Genomic DNA, 20910 nt, shown 5'->3' with positions numbered 1-20910 from the left:
TTTAGCTTAATTGCATATTCTCGTTTGAAAGGTTCGATATTTGCTCACTCGAAAGGTTGTTTTCTGTACAAGCGCGCTCTGTTCTTAAGAACAACGCAAACGAAAATATGAAGCGCAGTCTAATTAAATGAAACTAATATGCTGTATTTAAAGTTATTTTTTGTTAATAACTACCTCTATCACAGAAATTAATCCTGAAGCACATACAATTCCCTTGATTTCGAATGAGCGCTAAATTTTTTCGTTCGAGCATTTTAATTCTTCCTTCGCCCAATAATTATGAGGTTCCTATGTTTGGAATATTCAAACCTATGGCGCATATCGATCGCTTGTCATCAGATAAGATCGATAGCACCTACACACGACTACGATGGCAGCTGTTTCTCGGCATCTTCGTTGGCTATGCGGGGTACTACTTAGTCCGTAAAAACTTTAGTTTGGCGATGCCTTATCTCATTGAACAAGGTTTTAGCCGCGGAGAGCTAGGGGTTGCATTAGCGGCGGTATCTATCGCTTACGGCTTATCTAAGTTCTTAATGGGCAGTGTTTCTGACCGGTCTAATCCTCGTTACTTCCTCAGCGGTGGCTTGTTAATGTCGGCACTGGTGATGTTCTGCTTTGGCTTTATGCCTTGGGCAACAGGCAGCATCACTGCGATGTTTATTCTGCTGTTCTTGAATGGTTGGTTCCAAGGTATGGGTTGGCCAGCTTGTGGGCGAACCATGGTTCACTGGTGGTCACGTAAAGAACGTGGTGAGATCGTGTCGGTATGGAACGTTGCTCACAACGTGGGTGGCGGTTTGATTGGTCCAATGTTCTTGTTGGGGCTGTGGGCTTTTAACGACGATTGGCGAACCGCTTTTTATGTTCCTGCATTTTTTGCCACTCTCGTTGCTATCTTTGTTTGGTTTACCGTAAGAGATACGCCTCAATCTTGTGGGTTACCACCGATTGAAGAACACAAAGACGATTACCCAGACGACTACGATACGTCTCATGAGAAAGAAATGACGGCGAAAGAGATCTTCTTCAAGTACGTTTTCTCTAACAAGCTGTTGTGGTCAATCGCGATTGCTAACGCGTTTGTTTACCTTATCCGTTATGGCGTACTCGATTGGGCTCCGGTTTATTTAAAAGAAGCAAAAGACTTCTCAGTAGATAAATCATCATGGGCTTACTTCCTGTATGAGTGGGCTGGTATTCCTGGCACCTTATTGTGTGGTTGGATTTCAGATAAGTTATTCAAAGGCCGACGCGCACCTGCAGGTATCTTGTTCATGGTGCTAGTGACAGTCGCTGTGTTGGTATATTGGTTAAATCCAGCGGGTAACCCAACGGTTGATATGTTGGCATTGGTTGCGATTGGTTTCCTTATCTATGGCCCTGTAATGCTGATCGGCTTGTATGCACTGGAACTTGCACCTAAGAAAGCGGCGGGTACAGCTGCTGGTCTAACAGGTTTGTTTGGTTACTTAGGTGGCGCGGTTGCTGCGAACGCAATACTCGGCTTTATGGTTGACCATTACGGTTGGGATGGCGGCTTCATTATTTTGGTCGGCGCTTGTGTGGCTTCAATCATCTGTCTGCTTTACGCCTTCTTAGGTGAGCGTGCGCACCATAAACAAAAAGATCTCGAACGAGAGAAAGAAGCGCTAGCTCAGTAGTGTATTTACTGAATCACATCTATAAATAACAACAGAGGCAGGTATATCCTGCTTCTGTTTTATCAAGGAAAACAATAATGAAAACAACGTCACTGTCTCTGACCTTATTAGCACTAAGCTTATCTGCAAATGTATTCGCCGATCCTTTAGTGATTGCGCATCGCGGTGCTTCTGGTTATTTGCCTGAACACACATTGCCCGCTAAAGCGCTCGCTTATGCGATGAAACCTGACTACATCGAACAAGATGTCGTGATGACCAAAGACGACCAATTGGTGGTTTTGCATGATCACTATCTAGACCGAGTCACCGATGTCGCGGACCGCTTTCCAACACGCGCTCGTACAGATGGCCGCTATTACGCGATTGATTTTACGCTCGCTGAGATCAAATCATTAAAGGTGACCGAAGGCTTTAACTTAGATGAACAAGGTAATAGAGTAGCAGGGTACCCAACGCGCTTCCCAATGTGGCAGTCTGATTTCCGTGTCGCTACCTTTGCTGAAGAAATCGAGCTGATCCAAGGCTTGAATAAGACCCTTGGTTATAACGTGGGTATCTACCCAGAAATCAAAGCACCTTGGTTCCATCGTCACGAAGGCAAAGACATCTCCAAAGCGGTACTTGCGACCTTGCATCAATATGGTTACCTATCGAAAGGCGACAAAGTGTATTTGCAGTGTTTCGACGCCAATGAACTTAAACGTATTAACGATGAGCTCATGCCTGCGATGGAAATGGATCTTAAGCTCGTTCAGTTGATGGCCTATACAGATTGGAATGAAACCATGACGTACCAAGGTGACAAAGCAACGCCTTACAGTTACGACTGGATGTTTGAAGCTGGTGGCATGGAAAAAGTGGCGACTTATGCGGAAGGAATTGGTCCTTGGAAGCCAATGTTGGTAGACGATGCATCGACCAAAGATAACATCATTATTAAACCGTTAATGAAGTCAGCAAAAGACGCGGGCTTAGATGTTCACCCGTACACGTTCCGTGCCGACCCAGGAAGAATCCCAGCTTATGCTGATAACTTTGATGGCATGTTGGATGTCTTCTACAACCAAGTCAAAGTCGATGGTGTGTTTACCGACTTCCCAGACAAAGCGGTCGACTTCTTGAACCGTTAGTATCCTGCCAATTACGAGCGACTAATAACGAGATATTCAGAGCTAAAAGCACAGCCTAAAGACGCTTTTAGCTCTTTCTGTATCAGCCTTAAAATCCAATCCATATTCTTCTTTCTCAGCCCACATTTTGATATTCACTCGGTTTACAGCGATAACCTGACTTGATAGGTTACTCCCAATGCAGCCAGATGCTTAATCTATAAGTGTTTATCGGCTCAACCTAATATTGAATTTGGAAAGATCATGGAAGAAAGAAGCAAAGCTTATCTTGATAGCTACCTCAACACATTGCCAGCAGACGTTGCTTCGCAATACACCTCTTTCAGTGCCGACTATTACTGTGCTGATGAATACAACGCCAATCTCTGCGCACAGTTAATCCTCAAGGGTGAAAAACAGGCGTCTTGCAGCCTTGAATATTGGTACAGCCATGAAGGAGAAGTGATGCCTGTCGTAGGGCATTTACAAGTCGTCACCGATTGGTATGGCAAACCGGTTTGCATTGTAGAGATCACTTCAGTCTCACAGTGCAAATACAACGAAGTTACTGCTGAGTTTGCTGCCGCCGAAGGCGAGGGTGATAAAACACTTGAATGGTGGCGAGAAGCGCACTGGAACTTCTTCTCTCGTGAATGTGAAGAGCTCAAGATCTCACCAAGTGAAGACATGTTACTCGTATTAGAACGCTTCAAAGTGGTTTATCAATAGTGAAGTCCCCGCTCGTGATGTGTTGAATCGGAAGGCATGGCACTTTAGCCTTCATTTGACCAATACAAGATAACTAACAATCACAAGGAGAGTGATGTGAAAATAGCGATATTGGATGACTACCAGAACGTCGTTAAAGACCTCGATTGCTTCAAAAAACTCGAACAACACGATGTCACGGTATTTACCGAGACATACTCAGAGCAAGATCTCGTCGCTAAGTTGGTCTCGTTTGAAGCCATTGTGCTCATTCGTGAAAGAACTGAGATCACCGAATCTTTGTTATCGCAGCTCCCAAACCTCAAGCTGATTAGCCAGACGGGCAAAGTGAGTAACCATATCGACCCGCAAATGTGCGAACGATTTGGTGTTACCGTGTTAGAAGGCCGAGGCTCGCCAGTCGCACCCTCTGAATTATGCTGGGCGTTGATTATGGCTGCATCGCGCCACATTCCCAATTACGCTTCAAACCTTAAGCAAAACCAGTGGCAAGATTCTGGCTCGCTAGGGTTAGGTCGAACTTTGAAGGGCTTAAAGCTAGGTATTTGGGGCTACGGAAAAATCGGCAAATGCATTGCACTATATGCCCAAGCATTTGGGATGTCTGTCGTAGTGTGGGGTAGCCAAGCTTCACGTGATCAAGCGCAAGCAGATGGTTTTGAAGCAGCAACAACCAAACAAGACTTCTTCCGAGAAGTTGATGTGCTTTCTTTGCATTTGCGTTTGAATGGTGTCACCAGAGGATGTGTTACAGCACACGACCTTAGCTTGATGAAGCCTGACTCACTGCTTGTGAACATCAGCCGCGCGGAGTTAGTCGAACCGATGGCTCTGTATCATGAACTACGCGAGGTACCGACCAAAACAGCGGCTATTGATGTGTTCGATTGTGAGCCAGTAACAACAGACTCCGAACCGCTACTGTCCCTACCAAACGTCACAGCGACTCCACATTTGGGCTATGTTGAACAAAATAGCTACGAACTCTACTTTGATATCGCCTTCGACAACATTCTGTCCTATCAAAAAGATAGCTTGTAGAAGAGTTATGACCAATGCAGGAGGCAAGATGAACAAGACGACAAAGCCAATCGAATTAACAGAAATAGTCTTGTTCGACTGGGGCAATACGCTGATGGTCGATTTCACAGACGCACAAGGAAAGATGTGCGACTGGGAAACCGTACAAGAAGTGAGTGGTGCTCGTGCATTACTGGCTGAGCTATCGAAAACTCACCAAGTCTATGTTGCCACCAATGCTGGTGATTCCAGTAAAGACGACATCATTAGTGCCTTTGAGCGCGTTGGTCTATCTCAATATATCTTGGGTTACTTTTGTAAGGCGAGCATTGGCTTTTCTAAGTTCGAGTCGGGCTTTTATCCTGCCATCATTTCCAAACTTGGTGTTGCACCACAAGATATCACCATGGTTGGCGACACCTTAGAGAAAGACATTTACCCAGCACTTGAAGCGGGTTTGAAAGCGGTGTGGTTGAACACGGAAGGAGTTGAGCTTAAGTCACAGCATCCACGTATCGTGCAAGTTCAAAGCCTAAGCGAACTGTTGGAGAAGCGCGATTAATTCTCTGATATTAAGTTCAGATAAAGCGCTTGTCTGTTTTGACGCCAATCTCTCATCTCTTTGTTGTTTAATCCTCTAAGCTAACTCTAGTTTCCACTATGAGGGCTAAGTTATGCGTATCGAACGTCACGGAATATCGGTCGGAATTGAACGTGTTAGCGGTGAAACCATCGTTGTGTTCAAAGCGAAAGGCAAACTCACACACGATGACTACCAAGCAATGATGCCAATTCTAAATACCACGCTAGAAGAACTCGATTCATCTAAACTCAAGATGCTGGTCGACATCTCTACCTTAACGGGTTGGGAGTTACGTGCTGCTTGGGATGATTTCAAACTGGGATTAGAGCTCAATTCGAAGATAGACAAAATCGCGATTTATGGTGATAAAAGCTGGCAAGAATTCGCTTCAAAAGTAGGGAGCTGGTTTGTGTCTGGTGAGATCAAGTCATTCGAAGACCATGACTCTGCGCTTAAGTGGCTAGTCGATTGATTCCATCTGCGGACAGCTCGAGAGCAATCCGTAAACAACGCTAATGACAGTTGACGAGCATTGTCTCGAAAGCTGTCATTTTTTGTTTTGGATATGATATTTCCTAATCGATTCAATAGAGTATATTCATCCCAGCGTGTAACATATCCAGGCTTTGTTTGGTCGCGGTTAATGGTGTGGCTAGATTCAGTAATAACGAGAACTAAAACAGAAATAAGGTCTAACGACATGCATAAGGTAATTGATAAGCTGGCTTGGATATTCATCAAAGACGGCAAGCTGTTGATGGTGAGATCCAAAGGCAAAGAACTGTTCTACCTACCGGGTGGTAAGCGTGAAGCTGGCGAAAGTGATGAGCAAGCATTGCTTCGCGAAATCAAGGAAGAGATCTCAGTCGATTTAGTGCCTGATTCCATCAAATACGTCGAGACGTTTACAGGTCAAGCTGATGGTAAAGCGGAAGGTGTATCGGTGCAATTGACTTGTTACCTTGCTGATTATACTGGCGAACTGTCTCCAGAGGCTGAAATCGAAGAACTTAAGTTTGTTGATGGCAACGACAGAGCGGTATGTTCACTGGCAGCACTGGTTGCGCTTGATTGGTTAGAAGCGAACCAGTATTTGGCTTAAGGTTTTGGCTGATATTAGCTAATGCTGAAAATTGATCTTCAAAAGATCATCGCTTACGAATAGCTTGAAGGGCGGCTGTCTTTCATCAACAGGTCGAGTTTCCTTTGAGCTTTCTTCGTGTCTTGTAAATCCACCACCTCAATCATTTCACACTCATCTCGTACCATCTCGTTAATTAGGCTTGGGTAGTGTCGGCAATCTTCTGGTCGGTCTAAGTAAATGCTACATGTGTACTTGGCTTGAGCCTTGGTGTCTTTCGTCGGAACCAGCTCCAGAAAAGGGCAGCGAGTTAAACGTTCGCCAGATTCAGGGTCAAACCAAATCTCGCTTCCTCGAACATATTCAAAGATGTCTGGGTTGAACAGCTCCCACAAATCGATCTCTTCTTGAGTCGCGGCAAGGTCGCCATCTCCGTATTTGATACAGCATTTTCCGCATTGATTACAATCTTTCATTATCGACTTCATAAGTTGGTGAGCTTTTATCATTTTACCACTGATAGGCGTGGCACGTTGACTTTGTTGTTCATGGTTAAGCCGTTACGGGGCGGGAACTTGGAATAGCGGCACTCAAAATCAATTTATCTATGCACCACCACTCCAATCAAGGCTGTAAACAGTGATACAATTTGCGTCTCTCACGTAATTCAAGCAAAGGCATCAAAATGAGAACCGTATACACCACCGAAGGCAACATCAACGCAAAGAAACAGAAAGACGCTTACCCAAAGTTGGCGCTATGTGACAAGTGTGTTGGTGGCTATGTGGTTATCGAGCAAGGTGAACGAACTTACAAGCCTTGTGCTAAATGTGGTGCCGACGATTAATGCGCCTTGATAAATACCTATGTAAAAGCACTGACCTAACCAAGCCTGAAGCGATTGAACGCATCCATAATGGCGAAGTGAACGTAAACAGTGAAACAGTCACCGATGAATCGACTCAGGTTCATGAAAGAAACATTATCTTGTTAAATGGCACGCCGCTTAAGTTACGTGAATTTCGATACCTTTTAATGCACAAGCCTGCGGGTACTATCTGCTCTAACATCGACGAAGTTTATCCTTCATTGTTCAACTACATCGAGATAGACAAAGCATCAGAACTGCACATCGCAGGGCGCTTAGATGCCGACACCACAGGATTAGTATTGATTACCGATGATGGGCGCTGGTCATTCAACATCACGCTGCCAACCAAGTCGTGTAAGAAGGTGTATCGCGTGACATTGTCACGAGATATCAGAGACGATGTCGCTGACAAGTTCAAAGCGGGCATGCAATTGCAGGGCGAGCAAAAACTGACGCGTCCGGCAGAGCTTGAAGTGATTAACAGTAAAGAAGTGCTGTTGACCATTACAGAAGGTAAGTTTCATCAAGTAAAACGAATGTTTGCTGCGGTAGGGAATCGAGTTGTTGGCCTACACCGTGAACAGATTGGTGATGTTCGTTTAGATGTTGAAGCAGGCCAGTGGCGTTATCTAACTAAAGCCGAAGTCGACTCATTTCAACAAGGCTCTGAATAAGAGCTCTGAATAAGCGCCGTAACCACTTAAAGCGTTAAGGGTGTCAGCACCGGAGTATCAGTACTATAAGGATGTAGGATGGAAAACCTAAAAGTCTCAGAAATTAAGTCTTTCGTACCCGCGAAAGACTTCGATTTATCCAAGCGTTTTTACCAGTCAATCGGCTTCGAAGTGATGTCTGAATTTCACGATATCGCCTATCTACGTCACGGCGGTTGTGCGTTCCTTCTGCAAAATTTTTATGAACCTGAGCACTGTCACAATTACATGATGCACTTGCTGGTTGAAGACGTAAAAAGTTGGTATCAACACATCCAAAACTCTAATGTAGTGTCGGAATTTGAAGTTAGCATTTCCGAGGTTGTTGAACAGCCTTGGGGAATGCTTGAGTTTTGTATCACTGACCCAAGTGGTGTGTTGTGGCGTGTGGCTGAAAACATTAGGCCGCGTTAATTCATCCAACTTGCATTAAGGCCAGTGAAAACTTCAAATTATCCATCTGTTTCTTTATTTATGCCGACATAAGGCAATGATCAAATAGGTTCAAACATGGATATAAAGGCTAAAATGCAGAGCCAAGACGTTTACTACTGTGACGACGTTGATTTGGTTGCTGAGCAAACTCAATGCTTAGAAGTGCTATACGACTTCAACCACACTCGCCCGAGCGAAGGTGATAAACGCCAGCAGATCATGAAGCAGTTGTTCGCCGAAGTCGGTGAGGGCTGCTACATTGAACCACCATTACATGCGAACTGGGGGCGTCACACGCACCTAGGCAATAACGTATACGTGAACTTCAATCTAACTCTGGTTGACGACACAGACGTATTCATCGGCGACAACGTGATGATTGCGCCGAACGTGACCATTGCCACTGGCACACATCCCATCAGCCCAGAACTCAGGCTAAAAGCAGCGCAGTTCAATATTCCCGTTCGTATTGGCAACAACGTATGGCTTGGCGCGCACACCGTCGTGCTTCCCGGTGTCACCATTGGTGAAAACTCAGTAATAGGCGCAGGGAGCATCGTCACCAAAGGCATCCCAGCCAATGTCGTCGCAGTCGGCAACCCATGCCGTGTGGTTCGCGAAATCAACGAACGCGACCGAGAGTATTACCACAAAGATCGCCGCATTCCTGATGAACTAAAGTAAGCGATTTTTCACACGCCTGAAATTAGCTGTGACATAAGCCATTGTTATGCAACGGCTTAGTTGCATATTGCTTGCCTATCTTAGAAACTAGACAGAATTATTCTAGGTTTAAGTGCAGAATTTTTCTGTTTGATAGCTGTAATGTCTCAGTGTTTATACAGGGTTAGGTAAAGAACGAGAACTCGGATTCATAGCCTGTGTAAGTTCGCAGGTTTTCTTACCCATTTGCTAGAGTGACATTTCAATGAGTATGGAGGTTTTACAATGGGAACTGTAATCGGTTTGGTGATTCTAATTGCGATAGATTGGTATCTTGTTCGTAAAACAGGGCTTCATATCCATAAGTGGATTTCTAAAAAGTATGCCGCGTATCTGTCGGAGAAGGGAAACAAAAAATAGCCTCTCTTATTAAGTCAACGGTATAAACAGCTTTATCCGCTATTCATTTACACACATTGCAAAGATTGGAGGATTCATGAAAGCTAAAGGAAAGTGCCTATGTGGCTCGGTTGAGTTGGAAGTAGAATACGCCAGTAATGAATTGGGGGCTTGTCATTGTAGTATGTGTAGAAATTGGTCTGGCGGTCCGATGTTAGTCATTGATTGCGCTGACTCAGTTAAAATATCAGGTGAATCAAATGTAGTGAGATATAAGTCATCAGATTGGGCGGAAAGAGGATTCTGCGGTAAATGTGGTACGCACTTGTTTTACTTTTTAGTGCCAAATAATCAATATCATCTTCCTGTCGGTTTATTGATGCCTGGGGATGACTACAAGTTAACTCATCAGATATTCATCGATGAAAAGCCCGAATACTACGAATTTAAAAATGAAACACAAAATATGACTGGTGCAGAAGTATTTGCCCACTTTGAAAGTGGAGAGTAAATATGAAGCCAGATTTTTCTAAACTAGCGACAACCGATTACGGAAACATACTAAGTAACGAACACTTTATTAATTTTAGTATTGGTCCTCTTTGGCAGGGAATGCCGCGAATTTGTGGAGAAGCGTTTACTGTCCAGTTAACGTCTGGTGATAATTTAATGCTTCATTCAGCCATATATGAAGCACCAGAAGGTTCCATCATTGTAGTGGATGCAGTTGATAGCGAATATGCAGTAGCTGGCGGTAATGTATGTGCAGTCGCTAAGAGTCGAGGTATCAAAGGCTTTATTATTGATGGTGTCATTCGAGATTTGAGTGAAATTTCAGATATGAAGTTTCCAGTTTTTGCGAAAGGTGTTCATCCAGTACCGGGAAAGAAAGATGTCTATTCTGAATTGGGTGCTCCAATCTCTTGCGGGGGAGCAAAGGTCTCTACGGGAGATATCATTGTTGCTGATGTAGAGGGGATTGCGGTTATTCCTAAATCAAGGAAAGACGAAGTGTTTTTAATGGCTTCACAGAAAGCAAGTAAAGAGGCGTCATTAACACTCGCTGAGTGGGAAATAAACCATAGGGCCAAAATAGCCCAAGCAATAACGTCTGCGAAACAAAAAACTGAGAGCACTGTAAGCTGATTCGTAATGCGCGGCATATTTACCTATTAATAAGCGTTAGACAATAACGAATAAATTAACCCATGGAGAAGAGAGTGATCGTACGGATTGCGACGAAAGAAGATTCAAGTATCTTGTTAGAGTTTATTGAACAAAAAGCTGACTTTGACCGAAGTATGAAAGGGTTTAGCGGTGAGATCTCGACAACTATAGAGAAAATCGAACGCACACTATTCGGTGATTACGCATTTGCCCATGCTTTAATATTGGAACGGAATAGTGAGCCTTTTGGCTTCGCACTGTATCACTATCGATATTCATCCTTCAGTGGAGAGCCATCAATCTGGCTTGACGACCTATTGGTTACAGGAAATCAAAGATCAAAAGGGTATGGCCGTGAACTTATGTTGGCTTTAAAGTCACAAGCGAAGTCATCGTCCGCCTCTCACATCTCATGGACGGCAAGTCCGCACAATAAGAAAGCGCATGATTTCTACAAAAGGTTGGGTGCAGAGGTTGAGCGAATGGATGGTCAAAGACCTTATTTCCGTTGGGCAATGTACGATTCGTGATCACATAAAAAGAGAACTATGAAAATAACGACGCTGGTTGATAACTCTCGACTGGATAATAGGAAAGATTTAGCCGTTGAGCGCGGACTATCACTGCATATTGAAACTGAATCGCTAAAGATCTTGTTCGATATGGGAAGTGGCGATACGTTTTGTCAAAACGCCCCGTTACTGGGGATTGATATCAAAGATGTAGACCTCGCCGTCATATCACACAGGCACCATGACCATTGTAATGGTGCTGCCGATTTTGTTGCTCATAACTCTAAAGCCAAAGTGTTTTTGAAACGCAGTGATGAGCGTAGCTACTACTTCCGCGCTTATGGTTTTAAAAATAATGTCGGTATTAATCCGGATTTACTGAAAAATAGTAATGGTCGCTTGAAATTCGTGAATAAGACGACAGAGATTACGCGTAATGTATTTATCATTACTGATATCAGCGATAAATACGAAAAGCCAAACGGGAATCAGTACCTTTATACAAAATCCCAGGACAAATGGAAGCAGGACTCATTCGATCATGAATTACTGTTAGTGATTAAAGAGCCGGACGGTTTAGTTATATTTACTGGTTGTGCGCATAGTGGCGTTCTCAATATGATTGATACAGCGGTTACTCTGTTCCCAGGAGAGAGAATAAAAGCCGTTGTCGGGGGCTTCCATCTAGTGGGGTTACCATTGTTCAATAGTATTGGTGGCACAAAGCAAAACATTAAAGACCTTGGACTTGCGTTATCAGAGTATCCAATTGGTAAGCTCTACACGGGGCATTGCACCGGAAAAAAAGCGTATAAGTTGTTAAAAGAAGTATTGGGAGAACGCCTGGAGGCGATTCCAACAGGTAGCTGTATAAGTGTGTAGTCACTCTCAAGCTGGTTCCAATCAAATGTCATTTTGAAGGAGGGGGTATGGCAATTTTGTTATATAGCGCAAAGGGCTCGAATAGCTCTGAACGGGTAGAGTGGGTGCTTAATTTCAAGCAAATAGCTTACGATAGAATTGAAGTTAGCTCTAATGAACTAACGACAACATACCTCGATATTAACCCGTTTGGTTATGTCCCGGCACTTTCTGTTGATGGTCTGATTTATTCTGAATCGATGGCAATCATTGAGTACCTGAACATGGCATGGGCTCAGAATGACCACTAACGCGTCGTTTTTTAGCTGCAGTAGAGTGTGGTGTTGAGTCAGTTTTAGCTTACTTGGTTAGGTGTTTTATGAAGGAAGTCGTACTATTTGCATTACTCTATTTGTGTTTTTATGGGATGTCTTTATTGGATAGTGATTTGTCCTCATTCACACATCATGTCGGTGTTATCAATATTGAGTCAGCCTATTGCGAGAATAGATCTCGGCGCCGTATATGCGAATCTATTTTTACTTTAGATGATATGCCGACCAGGTTCAGAGTTGATAAAAACCTTTCATCAACATTTAAAGAGGGAGAAATATATTATAATCGAAAAGTCGGAGTTCTATTTAATCCAAAACACGTCTCAAGCGAGAGAGAGCCTATAGAGGTAAGTAATATCATAAAAAATGGCTATTCTATTTATGGTTCTACGAAGTGGCTTAGTGGTAGAGCGTTTGGTGGAATAACTTTGGTTTATCTGTGTATTTGTATTGCACAGTTTGTATTTGCTATCGATAGATATGAAAAAAAGCACAACAAAAAACTTGAGGCTGATTCTTAACGCGTGTCATCTACACTGTGCGTTCGTTTTAGTGTCTAAAGCCTATCTGTGACGGCTGTGCTCTCCACTTAATGCCGCATTTCGTTTAATTCCCGTAACACATTTTAGTTGTGCAGGAGGTTGGTAGTGCGACTGTTCTATTTATCGTCGTTATGCTGCAGCTTGGGCGTACTTTTCTCCCGAGCAAGTTCAAATCAATATGATTGAACTTGCTGATTTTTACTGTTGGGGAGACAAAGAAGTAGAGTTTCACCGTTGTAACTAATGTGGATGTTTGACGCACTATGTAACGACAGAGAAATGCTCCGCAGATATTTTGGCAGTAAATATGAAAATGGCTGAAAATGAAGTTATCTCGCGTATTCCTGTTCGTAAGATTAATGGTGCTTCCTACTAGTTACCCAATAACACAAGCCGACGAGGAATTATGGCTAAAATCTACTACGTGTGTGGTTTGGTTTAAGCAACCCACCTGATGGGCATGTTCGATGGCCTTATTGTTGTTCGGTATATAAAGAGTCTGGGGTAAATATTTACTATTCACTTCCGAAACTGGCGAGTTCTTTGTTTTGCCTGTTGCTAGCCTATGTCTGAAACCAAAACACTTTAAGGAGTATCAGACATGTTTAAGACAATGCATACCGCATCAAAACCACTCGTTATTTGTAATGTTTGGGATGTAGCAAGCGCCTTAATTGCAGAGCAAACCGGCTTTTTAGCGATTGGGACATCGAGTGCAGCGATTGCACGCAGTCACGGGCTTGATGACGGTGAAAATATCGAATTTGAAGAGATACTATCGGCGGTAAAAGCTATTGCACAGGCAACAGATCTACCTCTGAGCGTGGATATTGAATCAGGTTACGGAAATACGCCGCAGGCAATTTATGAAAATATTACTGAGTTGGTGAATGCTGGCGTGGTCGGAATCAATATAGAAGATAGCGCAGTCGATAATCGTGAGAGGCGACTTTGTGATTTGATGATGTTCTCGCAAACGTTGAGAAAAGTTAAAAGTATGCTCAACAAAGCCAACCTAAAAGTATTCATTAATGTCCGCATTGACACATTTTTAATGAATGTAAAAGAGCCTCTAAAGGAGAGCATCAAGAGAATCCAAGCCTATCAGCAAGCAGGTGCTGATGGAGTTTTTCTTCCATGTATCAAAGGAACCGATGATATCAAAGCCGTTGTAGATAGCACGTTGCTGCCCATAAATGTCATGTGTGTTCCTGAATTACCAAATTTTAAAGAGTTAGAGGCTCTTGGCGTGAAGCGCATCAGCATGGGTAATTTCTTGTATGAAGCGATGCTTTCCTCATTGCAAAAGAACCTGATAACCATAAAACGTGAGCAATCATTTAGAACATTGTTTTGATACCGCAACCCTGAATAGGGTGCAAGTGATCGGAACTTTAAACTATAGCACTTGACATCAAACCAAGTGTGGCCCCGTTCCCGTGTTCGGATAAGAGTTGGAACTTCAAAACTATATAGTTGATTCGACTGATTTCAAAGGGTAGGGAGCTCTTAATACACGGGAGTCAATCAAACAAAAAAGGATAAATAAATGCAGTTTGCTAAGGCATTTGAATACAAAAAATGGGCAAATAGTCAGTTACTCGATTTTGGAGCGAGACAATTCTCAAACTGCCGGAAAACGATGGCATATTTTTCGTAAGAATTCTGAATCATACGACCGTAGTGGATAGTCTATTTACAAGCCGAATCCTAGGAGAACCGGAAAAATACACTGCTGATAATACGGTTGAAACTCCTTCCTTTTCAGAGCTGCGAGAGCGAATGGCTCATAACGATACTAGGTTAGTTCAGTATGCAATGTCAGCCTCAAAAGATGAGTTAGACAAAGTCATTCAGTTTAACTTCGTAGATGGTGATATAGGGACAATGTCTGTTGAAGAAGTCCTTCTCCACTTACTCACACACGGTAATAACCACAGAGGCATGGCTTCTAAAGTGTTAGCTGAAAACAATTTAGAACGCCCAAAGGACACATTTACCCGTTACCTTCATCTCGCGGAGCCGACACGCAGAGGTAGCGCGGTGTTGAAAGAAAAATAGCAATAAGTAAATTTGGGAATTCAATATGATGACTTTAAGAACTGCAGACACTCATGAGTTAGATGATATTTATCTTATGGGCTTTGATGTATGGGGAGGTTCCGCATCAGTCGATGAGTATCTAGCTTGTTGTAATAAAAATGATAAGTATCAGAAGGGAACTTGGTATGTGCTCATTGAACATCAAAAAATCTTATCTTCCTTGATTGTTTATCAAGGAGTGTTTGGTCTTGTAGATGGCAGCTGCGGGCTTGGTTCCGTTGCTACACCTCCAGAGCTAAGAGGCAAAGGCTATGCTTCAAGGTTAATTAACATGATAAAGAATGAGTTACTCCAGAATCAAAATAATACGGTGTTGTTCTTACATAGTGATATCGACAAAACGTTTTATAGGCGGTTAGGGTTTACAGTGATTGGAGGTTCTGACTGCATGTACATTACGAGTGATGGTAGGGCGTTCAAAGAGACACTGCCTGGGTATTTTTAACCGCACATGTTATGTGAGCTCTTTCGCAAGAATAATGACTAGCACTTGAAATCTAAGGCTTGGCATTTAATTGAGGGAACGAATGAGAGTTTTGATATCAGGTACCAATGGGTACATCGGTCATCACATTATAACGTATTTGTAGAAAGTGGCTTGGAAGTATTTCGGTACTCTAGGGACAATAGTGTTCACCCTTCCAGTTAGCCCTTTATTCGAATCGACAGAACTTATTAGCGACTTTCAGTGAGGAAGAGGTATCAAGATAATCTGCTGTTGGAACTTGTTAGTGGCTGGCTTACCTCAAACTGGCTCATAAAAACGTTTTATCAATAGCAGCTCTTTGTTAATAATGTGTATCACTACGCACTTCCGCATCTATCCGGGCTGGTGGCATATTTGCTATGGTAGTCAGTACGTTACGGAAATATATTAGCCAGTTAGCGAAGGTTTATAACTTCTTTTAACCACCCAGTTTTGACCTTGTGCTGCTGTGATCTCCTTTCGTAACATACTAATTATTAACAGGGCGCCTCCGATAAATAAGTACCACATCAATGTGTCAACTTGGCGGTAGTAGAATCCGTGTTGCCATAAATTTGGTTTTGGAGGAAATTCATGATTAGGGAAATGTCTAAATCTGACTTTGAGTCATTTTGGCCTACGTTTTCGGCAGTGATTCAAGCACAAGAAACCTATGCATTTGATCCAGAAATGACGATGAAACAAGCCTTTTCGGTTTGGTGTGAACAGCCATCAAAAACTTATGTCTATACCGAAAACGATGTTGTTTTAGGCTCGTACTATATAAAGCCTAATGCAATGGGTCCAAGCGGTCATATTTGTAACTGTGGTTACATGGTTTCCGAAGAGGCAAGGGGGCAGGGAATCGCGCGGTCTTTGTGTGAACACTCTCAACAAGTCGCCATTGATTTAGGCTTTGAGGCGATGCAATTCAACAGTGTTGTGTCGACAAACAAAACGGCAATAAAGCTTTGGGAAAGGCTTGGCTTTAGTATTATCGGATCGATTCCCAAGGCCTATAAGCATCCTCAATTAGGGGCAGTGAGCAGCTATATCATGTATAAATCGCTTAAAAGGTAATAGAGATCGACTTCTGGTCCCTTAAGAAAGTTACCGTTAAAACTGAATTCATGAGGCTTAAAATGACGATAGTCGAAAAAGTTGTTAGTCGTGAAATAGAAGCCGTCATCGTTTATGAATCCGATAACGTGATTGCTTTTGCAGACCACAATCCTATTAATTTTGGGCATATTTTGATTTGTCCCACACATCCGTACGCCAACTATATCGATCTACCAGAAGGTGTTCTTACCGAAATTCATTCTGTCGCTAGGCAGGTGTATAGACGTATTGAAGAGGCGTTTAAACCTGATGGTATTTCATTCTTACAAAATAACGGTGACTTTAATGAGTTGTCTCATTACCACCTACATATCTTTCCAAGATTTGAGGGCGACCAGTTCGGTTGGCTGAGTAGTGAACTCGGTATTCAAAGTATAGAGCAACTGCACGAGTCATTAAAACACTTGTAATTTATAGTAAAAATTAGATGCACAAAAGTGCACGAAAAGGCTTAACAATGAGTGAAATAAAAACATTAGAACAATTAAATGAACTTTATGCCGAGCCGAGTAAAAGGGCTAAAAATAAAGTACTTCCAGCACTGGATGCCCATGCGATTACTTTGATCAATCATTGTCATTTCGCGGTGTTGGGGACGACAGACTCGCAAGGCTTTGGGGATTTGTCTCCAAAAGGCGGCGAGCCCGGTTTTATTAAGGTTGTCGATGAGTCTACGGTCCTAATACCGGATAGCTCGGGAAACAATCGAATTGATGGTTTAAAAAACATCATCAATAACCCTGAAGTTGGATTACTGCTGATGGTTAATGGGATTGATGAAGTGGTACGTCTTAAAGGTAAAGCTAGCATCCATACCGATCCAAATTTGCTTGCTGCTTGCCCTGACGGGAAGAAAGCCCCAAAAGTCGTGATTAAGATCGCTGTAGAGTCTATGTACTTTCATTGTGCTAAGGCGGTAATGAGAGGCAAGCTTTGGTCTGATACGTTTAAAGTGGAGCGTTCTATTCTGCCTTCACTGGCACAGATCATGAAAGATCAACAAAACCTAGAAGACCCAGCGATCAATCAAGACGATATGGTCAAATATTACCAATCGACACTGTGATACTCATGAAGAATGTAGTTCAAATTATCTTTATGTCGGGCTCTAAGTTTCTGCTCGGTTTTCGTCAAAACACAGAAGCGTTCGATCAATACTGGGGATTTCCTTCCGGAAGAGTAGAGCAAGGGGAGTTGCCTCGGAGTGCAGCAGAACGAGAAGCGCGAGAAGAGGTTGCGGTTGACGCTGGGAACTTAACATTGTTCGCGATTGTCTCTGACCCGGAGCTACCCATTTGTCACTATTTCTACCTATGCCATGAATGGGCTGGCGATATACAGAATGCTGAGCCCCATTTATGCCAAGAGTTGCGTTGGTTTGACCGTGATGAGCTCCCCGAAAATTGCACACCAATAACTTACTTAATCACTCAACAATTGAATGACACCGCGCTTACAAAAAACATAAAGCCTGAGATTAACCAACCCAAGCTTTGTGCGTAAGCCGTTCTGTGTTGAGTAACAGACTTTTCATTTAGGTTAGTGGCGTTGGGTATTAGTCAAACGTCACTTTGTGCCAAAACTAAACACAATAACAGGGAAGATATGTTTACAGGTATTGTACAAACCGTTGCTAACATTGCTGAAGTCAGCGATAACAATGGAATAAGAACGTTCGTCATAGAGTTTCCAACAGGCTCTTGTCACGATTTGGAAATTGGTGCCAGTATCGCAATTGATGGCGTGTGTTTAACCGTTACTGAGTTGCTGTCAGATGTTCGAGTAAAGTTTGACGTCATGTTGCAAAGCCTATTAATTACTACGTTAAGCAATTATGAAGTCGGTCAATCAGTGAATGCTGAGAGGGCGGCAAGAGACGGTGCTGAAATTGGCGGTCACCCACTTTCTGGTCACGTTGATTTTAATGTCGCGATTATCCAAATATCCGAAATTGAAGATAACTACTGCGTGCGCTTAGCTCTTCCTGATGAGTGGAAAAGATATGTATTCCCAAAAGGTTATATTGCAATCAATGGGGCAAGCTTAACCGTTTCTGACGTTAATAAAGTCGAAGGGTGGTTTGAGGTTTGGCTGATCCCAGAAACCCGTCGAATGACCGCCTTCTCATCGAAATCAGTAGGTAACTTCGTCAATATCGAAATCGAGCGTGGTACTCAAGTTGTTGTCGACACGGTGCGTGATACTTTAAATGAAAACTTAGGTCCATTATTGCCTTTATTTGAGAAGTTACTGTCAGAGCAAGGTGTCGATCTAGATGCATTGGGTTATGAGCCTAATATATTGGGTTGTTCAAACGAACAAACTAATGCGGATTGGCACTCTAAAAAGGTGATCTATTGAGATGTTAGAAACGGCACGTACTCAAATTGAAACAATGGGTAAGCAACACGCAGCATCGCTTTTACAATATCATCTAGAAAATCGCTGCCATTTCACCTAAATACAAACGGAGACCGAATGTCAGATAAACATCTTTTTGTGATGGCTAAGATTACGCCAAAGCAAGAGTATTTTTAATCAACCAAGTCGGAGTTACTTGGTATGTTAGACGCGACTAGAAATGAATTAGGTTGTATCCAGTTTGAATTGCATGCTTCAGAGTGTGGTTGATACCTTTACCTTTACGAAGAATGGAAGAACAAGGTAGATCTCCACAGCCATCATCAAGAACCCTATACACAAGATGTCGCCAAAAAATTTGAAGGTTGGCTTGCTGCCCCGACAGAAGTTTCATTAATGAACCAGTTATTTTGATACAACTCGACAGACTAGGAATTCTCAGCAAATGGAATACACATTAGATACCGAGCCATCAGATAGTGACATCAGCGAAGTTCGCGCAGGCCTAATCAAGCACAATACGCCGTTTCTTGAAGGCATACCTAAATCTCAAGTCGGTTATTACGCCATGGAAGGGGATGTTAAGGTCGGTGGTGTTATTGCGGATCTTTGGGGAAACTGGCTATTAATCAAGTTTCTTTGGGTCGATGACTCAATGCGAGGAAAGCAGGTAGGCAGCCAGTTACTGCAACGATTAGAAGAGTACGCACAGTCCCAAGGCTGTACGTCATCACTGGTCGACACGTTAAGTTTTCAGGCCAAACCTTTTTATGAGAAGCATGGCTACCAATGCCAAATGGTGCTTGAGAATTACCCTCTAGACTCATCATTAGCGTTCCTCACCAAGTCGCTAACAGAGTAATCATATAGGGCAAGGATGAACACAAACAGACGCAAGGAAAGTGAAGTGATTAATATTCGAGAGATGTACATCGCCGATTATGATTCTGTGATTAACCTATGGTGCGAAACCGAAGGTATGAGTATTCGCGATGCAGATTCAAAACAGAGCATTTCGACTTATCTCGAGCGCAACCCTGGCTTGAGCTTCGTTGCGGAGTCTAAACAAGGCGTGGTTGGTGCGGTGTTAGTAGGGACGGATGGCCGTCGTGGCTATTTGCAGCATCTAGCGGTAAGTACTGAATTTAGAGGACAAAATCTAGGTTGCCAACTAGTAACTGAAGCGGTTAACGCATTGGCTGGGGTAGGTGTCCCCAAGACACATTTATTCGTGTATAACGATAATATTAACGCTCAGAAATTCTATGAAAAGTTAGGCTGGTTTCCACGTGATGAAGTGCGGATGTACTCGTTTAATAGCTCGAGTAACAGTAACGCCTAACGGTTCTATTTTGTCAGCAAAAGCAGCACATAACTAAAATCAGGTTAACCAAAGGAGCAAGATTTGCCTCATTGTATTATCGAACACTCGTCGACGATTAATGCCGAGCAACTGAACAATAAAGTGTTTTTAGGAGCACTTAACTCAGAGTTATTCGAAGCCTATGGGCGAGACATAAAAGTCCGAAGTATCGCTTATGAGAGCTACCAAACGGGTACAGAAAAAGAAGATTTTATCCATGTGACTGTGCGTATATTGTCTGGTCGAAGTGACACAGACAAAGCAATGCTATCTGAGACAGTGATGACGCAATTGCTGTCTTTGTCCCTTAGTAGAGCATCGATCACCGTTGAGGTGGTTGATATGGACAGAAATAGTTATAGAAAGGTCGTTGTCTAACAGGCTGGACGTCGCATTTATACGGCTGATCTTTGTACGTTCACTCCAACTCGCTACAGGAATATTGGGAAATGTTATTTATCCATAAATCTCAACCTTTGGTTCATGGCCCAGAATTATGCTCTGAGCTGGCCGATTTTTTAGCTGACAATAAGAGTAAATTTGAGGAAAAACTGGTTCCAGACTTGTCGTACATTGATGATATGGCACATGTGGCCAACGGAATCAAAATAAAAAGCGTGCAACATGTGAATCATAACCAGTATCGTCTTGAATATGCGTTCGACTGGGAGCTATTCCTTGGATGTTCTGATAGAAATGAAACGGGCGTTGAAAATGGGCGTGTTCTGTTTATCTTGGAAGACGATAATAATCTTAATTTCGATTTTCCAGATAGGAGCTCTCGCGATACCTGTGACGAGTTTTAATT

Annotated in this window: 29 protein-coding genes and 3 pseudogenes; 31 read left to right on the top strand and 1 reads right to left on the bottom strand. The window is 42.9% G+C overall.

All coding sequences use genetic code 11. From position 1 onward, the window contains the following. Positions 1-290 precede the first annotated feature (290 nt). The 7 genes from glpT to BCV39_RS19005 all read left to right on the top strand — a co-directional run bounded on the left by glpT (position 291) and on the right by BCV39_RS19005 (position 6210). Positions 291-1664, top strand: a complete 1374-nt coding sequence (gene glpT, locus BCV39_RS19035) for a glycerol-3-phosphate transporter (RefSeq protein ID WP_052878355.1) — start codon at positions 291-293, stop codon at positions 1662-1664. A 77-nt stretch (positions 1665-1741) separates the two neighbouring features. Further along, complete coding sequence (glpQ, locus tag BCV39_RS19030; RefSeq protein ID WP_102431815.1) at positions 1742-2797, top strand: glycerophosphodiester phosphodiesterase; 1056 nt, start codon at positions 1742-1744, stop codon at positions 2795-2797. 243 nt (positions 2798-3040) lie between these two features. Further along, positions 3041-3505, top strand: coding sequence for an ASCH domain-containing protein (locus BCV39_RS19025; protein WP_102431816.1), 465 nt, complete (start codon positions 3041-3043; stop codon positions 3503-3505). Positions 3506-3601: 96 nt separating this feature from the next. Next, complete coding sequence (locus tag BCV39_RS19020; RefSeq protein ID WP_102431817.1) at positions 3602-4546, top strand: D-2-hydroxyacid dehydrogenase family protein; 945 nt, start codon at positions 3602-3604, stop codon at positions 4544-4546. Positions 4547-4574: 28 nt separating this feature from the next. Beyond that, positions 4575-5087, top strand: coding sequence for an HAD family hydrolase (locus BCV39_RS19015; protein WP_102431818.1), 513 nt, complete (start codon positions 4575-4577; stop codon positions 5085-5087). A 112-nt stretch (positions 5088-5199) separates the two neighbouring features. Continuing rightward, positions 5200-5580 (top strand): STAS/SEC14 domain-containing protein, encoded by a 381-nt coding sequence (locus BCV39_RS19010; RefSeq protein ID WP_102431819.1) that lies wholly within the window; start codon positions 5200-5202, stop codon positions 5578-5580. 228 nt (positions 5581-5808) lie between these two features. Continuing rightward, on the top strand, positions 5809-6210 hold the full coding sequence (locus tag BCV39_RS19005; protein ID WP_102431820.1) for an NUDIX domain-containing protein: 402 nt from the start codon (positions 5809-5811) through the stop codon (positions 6208-6210). Positions 6211-6263: 53 nt separating this feature from the next. On the opposite strand, the gene BCV39_RS19000 is transcribed toward BCV39_RS19005, so the two are convergent. Continuing rightward, a complete protein-coding gene (locus tag BCV39_RS19000; protein ID WP_017065706.1) occupies positions 6264-6665 on the bottom strand; it encodes a YkgJ family cysteine cluster protein in 402 nt (133 codons plus the stop codon). 209 nt (positions 6666-6874) lie between these two features. On the opposite strand from BCV39_RS19000, the gene BCV39_RS23220 reads away from it, so the two are divergent. From BCV39_RS23220 to BCV39_RS18880, 24 genes and pseudogenes are all read left to right on the top strand, one after another. Beyond that, the gene (locus tag BCV39_RS23220) at positions 6875-7036 is read left to right on the top strand and encodes a hypothetical protein (RefSeq protein WP_048664948.1); all 162 of its coding nucleotides are present in this window, start codon (positions 6875-6877) and stop codon (positions 7034-7036) included. Further along, entirely contained in the window at positions 7018-7734 is a 717-nt protein-coding gene (locus BCV39_RS18995) for a pseudouridine synthase (protein ID WP_347230994.1), read from the top strand. The genes BCV39_RS23220 and BCV39_RS18995 overlap by 19 nt, the downstream gene beginning before the upstream one ends. A gap of 78 nt (positions 7735-7812) precedes the next feature. Beyond that, positions 7813-8187 (top strand): VOC family protein, encoded by a 375-nt coding sequence (locus BCV39_RS18990; protein ID WP_102431822.1) that lies wholly within the window; start codon positions 7813-7815, stop codon positions 8185-8187. Positions 8188-8283: 96 nt separating this feature from the next. Then, entirely contained in the window at positions 8284-8892 is a 609-nt protein-coding gene (locus tag BCV39_RS18985; protein ID WP_102431823.1) for a sugar O-acetyltransferase, read from the top strand. Positions 8893-9156: 264 nt separating this feature from the next. Continuing rightward, entirely contained in the window at positions 9157-9291 is a 135-nt protein-coding gene (locus tag BCV39_RS23445) for a hypothetical protein (RefSeq protein WP_102431824.1), read from the top strand. Between the two features lie 76 nt (positions 9292-9367). Continuing rightward, the gene (locus tag BCV39_RS18975) at positions 9368-9781 is read left to right on the top strand and encodes a GFA family protein (RefSeq protein ID WP_102431825.1); all 414 of its coding nucleotides are present in this window, start codon (positions 9368-9370) and stop codon (positions 9779-9781) included. 2 nt (positions 9782-9783) lie between these two features. Next, positions 9784-10416: an RraA family protein gene (locus tag BCV39_RS18970; RefSeq protein ID WP_102431826.1), complete on the top strand. Its 633-nt coding sequence runs from the start codon at positions 9784-9786 to the stop codon at positions 10414-10416. Between the two features lie 62 nt (positions 10417-10478). Continuing rightward, entirely contained in the window at positions 10479-10967 is a 489-nt protein-coding gene (locus BCV39_RS18965; RefSeq protein WP_083702743.1) for a GNAT family N-acetyltransferase, read from the top strand. Positions 10968-10985: 18 nt separating this feature from the next. Next, complete coding sequence (locus BCV39_RS18960; RefSeq protein ID WP_102431827.1) at positions 10986-11831, top strand: MBL fold metallo-hydrolase; 846 nt, start codon at positions 10986-10988, stop codon at positions 11829-11831. Positions 11832-11878: 47 nt separating this feature from the next. Beyond that, a pseudogene (locus BCV39_RS18955) lies at positions 11879-12091 on the top strand (glutathione S-transferase N-terminal domain-containing protein); the annotation flags it as partial. A 98-nt stretch (positions 12092-12189) separates the two neighbouring features. Further along, the gene (locus tag BCV39_RS18950; RefSeq protein WP_102431828.1) at positions 12190-12666 is read left to right on the top strand and encodes a hypothetical protein; all 477 of its coding nucleotides are present in this window, start codon (positions 12190-12192) and stop codon (positions 12664-12666) included. Between the two features lie 127 nt (positions 12667-12793). After that, positions 12794-13063, top strand: a pseudogene (locus tag BCV39_RS23405) (aldehyde-activating protein); the annotation flags it as partial. Positions 13064-13288: 225 nt separating this feature from the next. Then, on the top strand, positions 13289-14044 hold the full coding sequence (locus BCV39_RS18940) for an isocitrate lyase/phosphoenolpyruvate mutase family protein (protein ID WP_102431829.1): 756 nt from the start codon (positions 13289-13291) through the stop codon (positions 14042-14044). 192 nt (positions 14045-14236) lie between these two features. Beyond that, positions 14237-14748: pseudogene (locus tag BCV39_RS18935) on the top strand (DinB family protein). Positions 14749-14776: 28 nt separating this feature from the next. After that, complete coding sequence (locus BCV39_RS18930) at positions 14777-15235, top strand: GNAT family N-acetyltransferase (protein WP_198591303.1); 459 nt, start codon at positions 14777-14779, stop codon at positions 15233-15235. Positions 15236-15850: 615 nt separating this feature from the next. Then, positions 15851-16336, top strand: a complete 486-nt coding sequence (locus BCV39_RS18925; protein ID WP_102431831.1) for a GNAT family N-acetyltransferase — start codon at positions 15851-15853, stop codon at positions 16334-16336. 62 nt (positions 16337-16398) lie between these two features. Then, on the top strand, positions 16399-16788 hold the full coding sequence (locus BCV39_RS18920) for an HIT family protein (RefSeq protein ID WP_102431861.1): 390 nt from the start codon (positions 16399-16401) through the stop codon (positions 16786-16788). A 47-nt stretch (positions 16789-16835) separates the two neighbouring features. Continuing rightward, complete coding sequence (locus BCV39_RS18915) at positions 16836-17444, top strand: pyridoxamine 5'-phosphate oxidase family protein (RefSeq protein ID WP_102431862.1); 609 nt, start codon at positions 16836-16838, stop codon at positions 17442-17444. Positions 17445-17449: 5 nt separating this feature from the next. Then, a complete protein-coding gene (locus BCV39_RS18910) occupies positions 17450-17881 on the top strand; it encodes an NUDIX domain-containing protein (RefSeq protein WP_102431832.1) in 432 nt (143 codons plus the stop codon). 102 nt (positions 17882-17983) lie between these two features. Further along, a complete protein-coding gene (locus BCV39_RS18905) occupies positions 17984-18739 on the top strand; it encodes a riboflavin synthase subunit alpha (protein WP_102431833.1) in 756 nt (251 codons plus the stop codon). 445 nt (positions 18740-19184) lie between these two features. Next, positions 19185-19601, top strand: coding sequence for a GNAT family N-acetyltransferase (locus tag BCV39_RS18895; RefSeq protein ID WP_102431834.1), 417 nt, complete (start codon positions 19185-19187; stop codon positions 19599-19601). Positions 19602-19646: 45 nt separating this feature from the next. Then, positions 19647-20081 carry a GNAT family N-acetyltransferase gene (locus BCV39_RS18890; protein WP_102431835.1) on the top strand — a complete coding sequence of 145 codons (435 nt, stop codon included), beginning with the start codon at positions 19647-19649 and terminating at the stop codon, positions 20079-20081. A gap of 63 nt (positions 20082-20144) precedes the next feature. Continuing rightward, a complete protein-coding gene (locus BCV39_RS18885; protein WP_102431836.1) occupies positions 20145-20480 on the top strand; it encodes a 5-carboxymethyl-2-hydroxymuconate isomerase in 336 nt (111 codons plus the stop codon). A 71-nt stretch (positions 20481-20551) separates the two neighbouring features. Then, positions 20552-20908 (top strand): hypothetical protein, encoded by a 357-nt coding sequence (locus BCV39_RS18880; protein WP_102431837.1) that lies wholly within the window; start codon positions 20552-20554, stop codon positions 20906-20908. Positions 20909-20910 lie beyond the last annotated feature (2 nt).

The organism is Vibrio sp. 10N.286.55.E10 (assembly GCF_002872555.1).
Taxonomy (GTDB): domain Bacteria; phylum Pseudomonadota; class Gammaproteobacteria; order Enterobacterales; family Vibrionaceae; genus Vibrio; species Vibrio crassostreae.
This window is presented reverse-complemented; position numbering and strand designations above follow the sequence as displayed.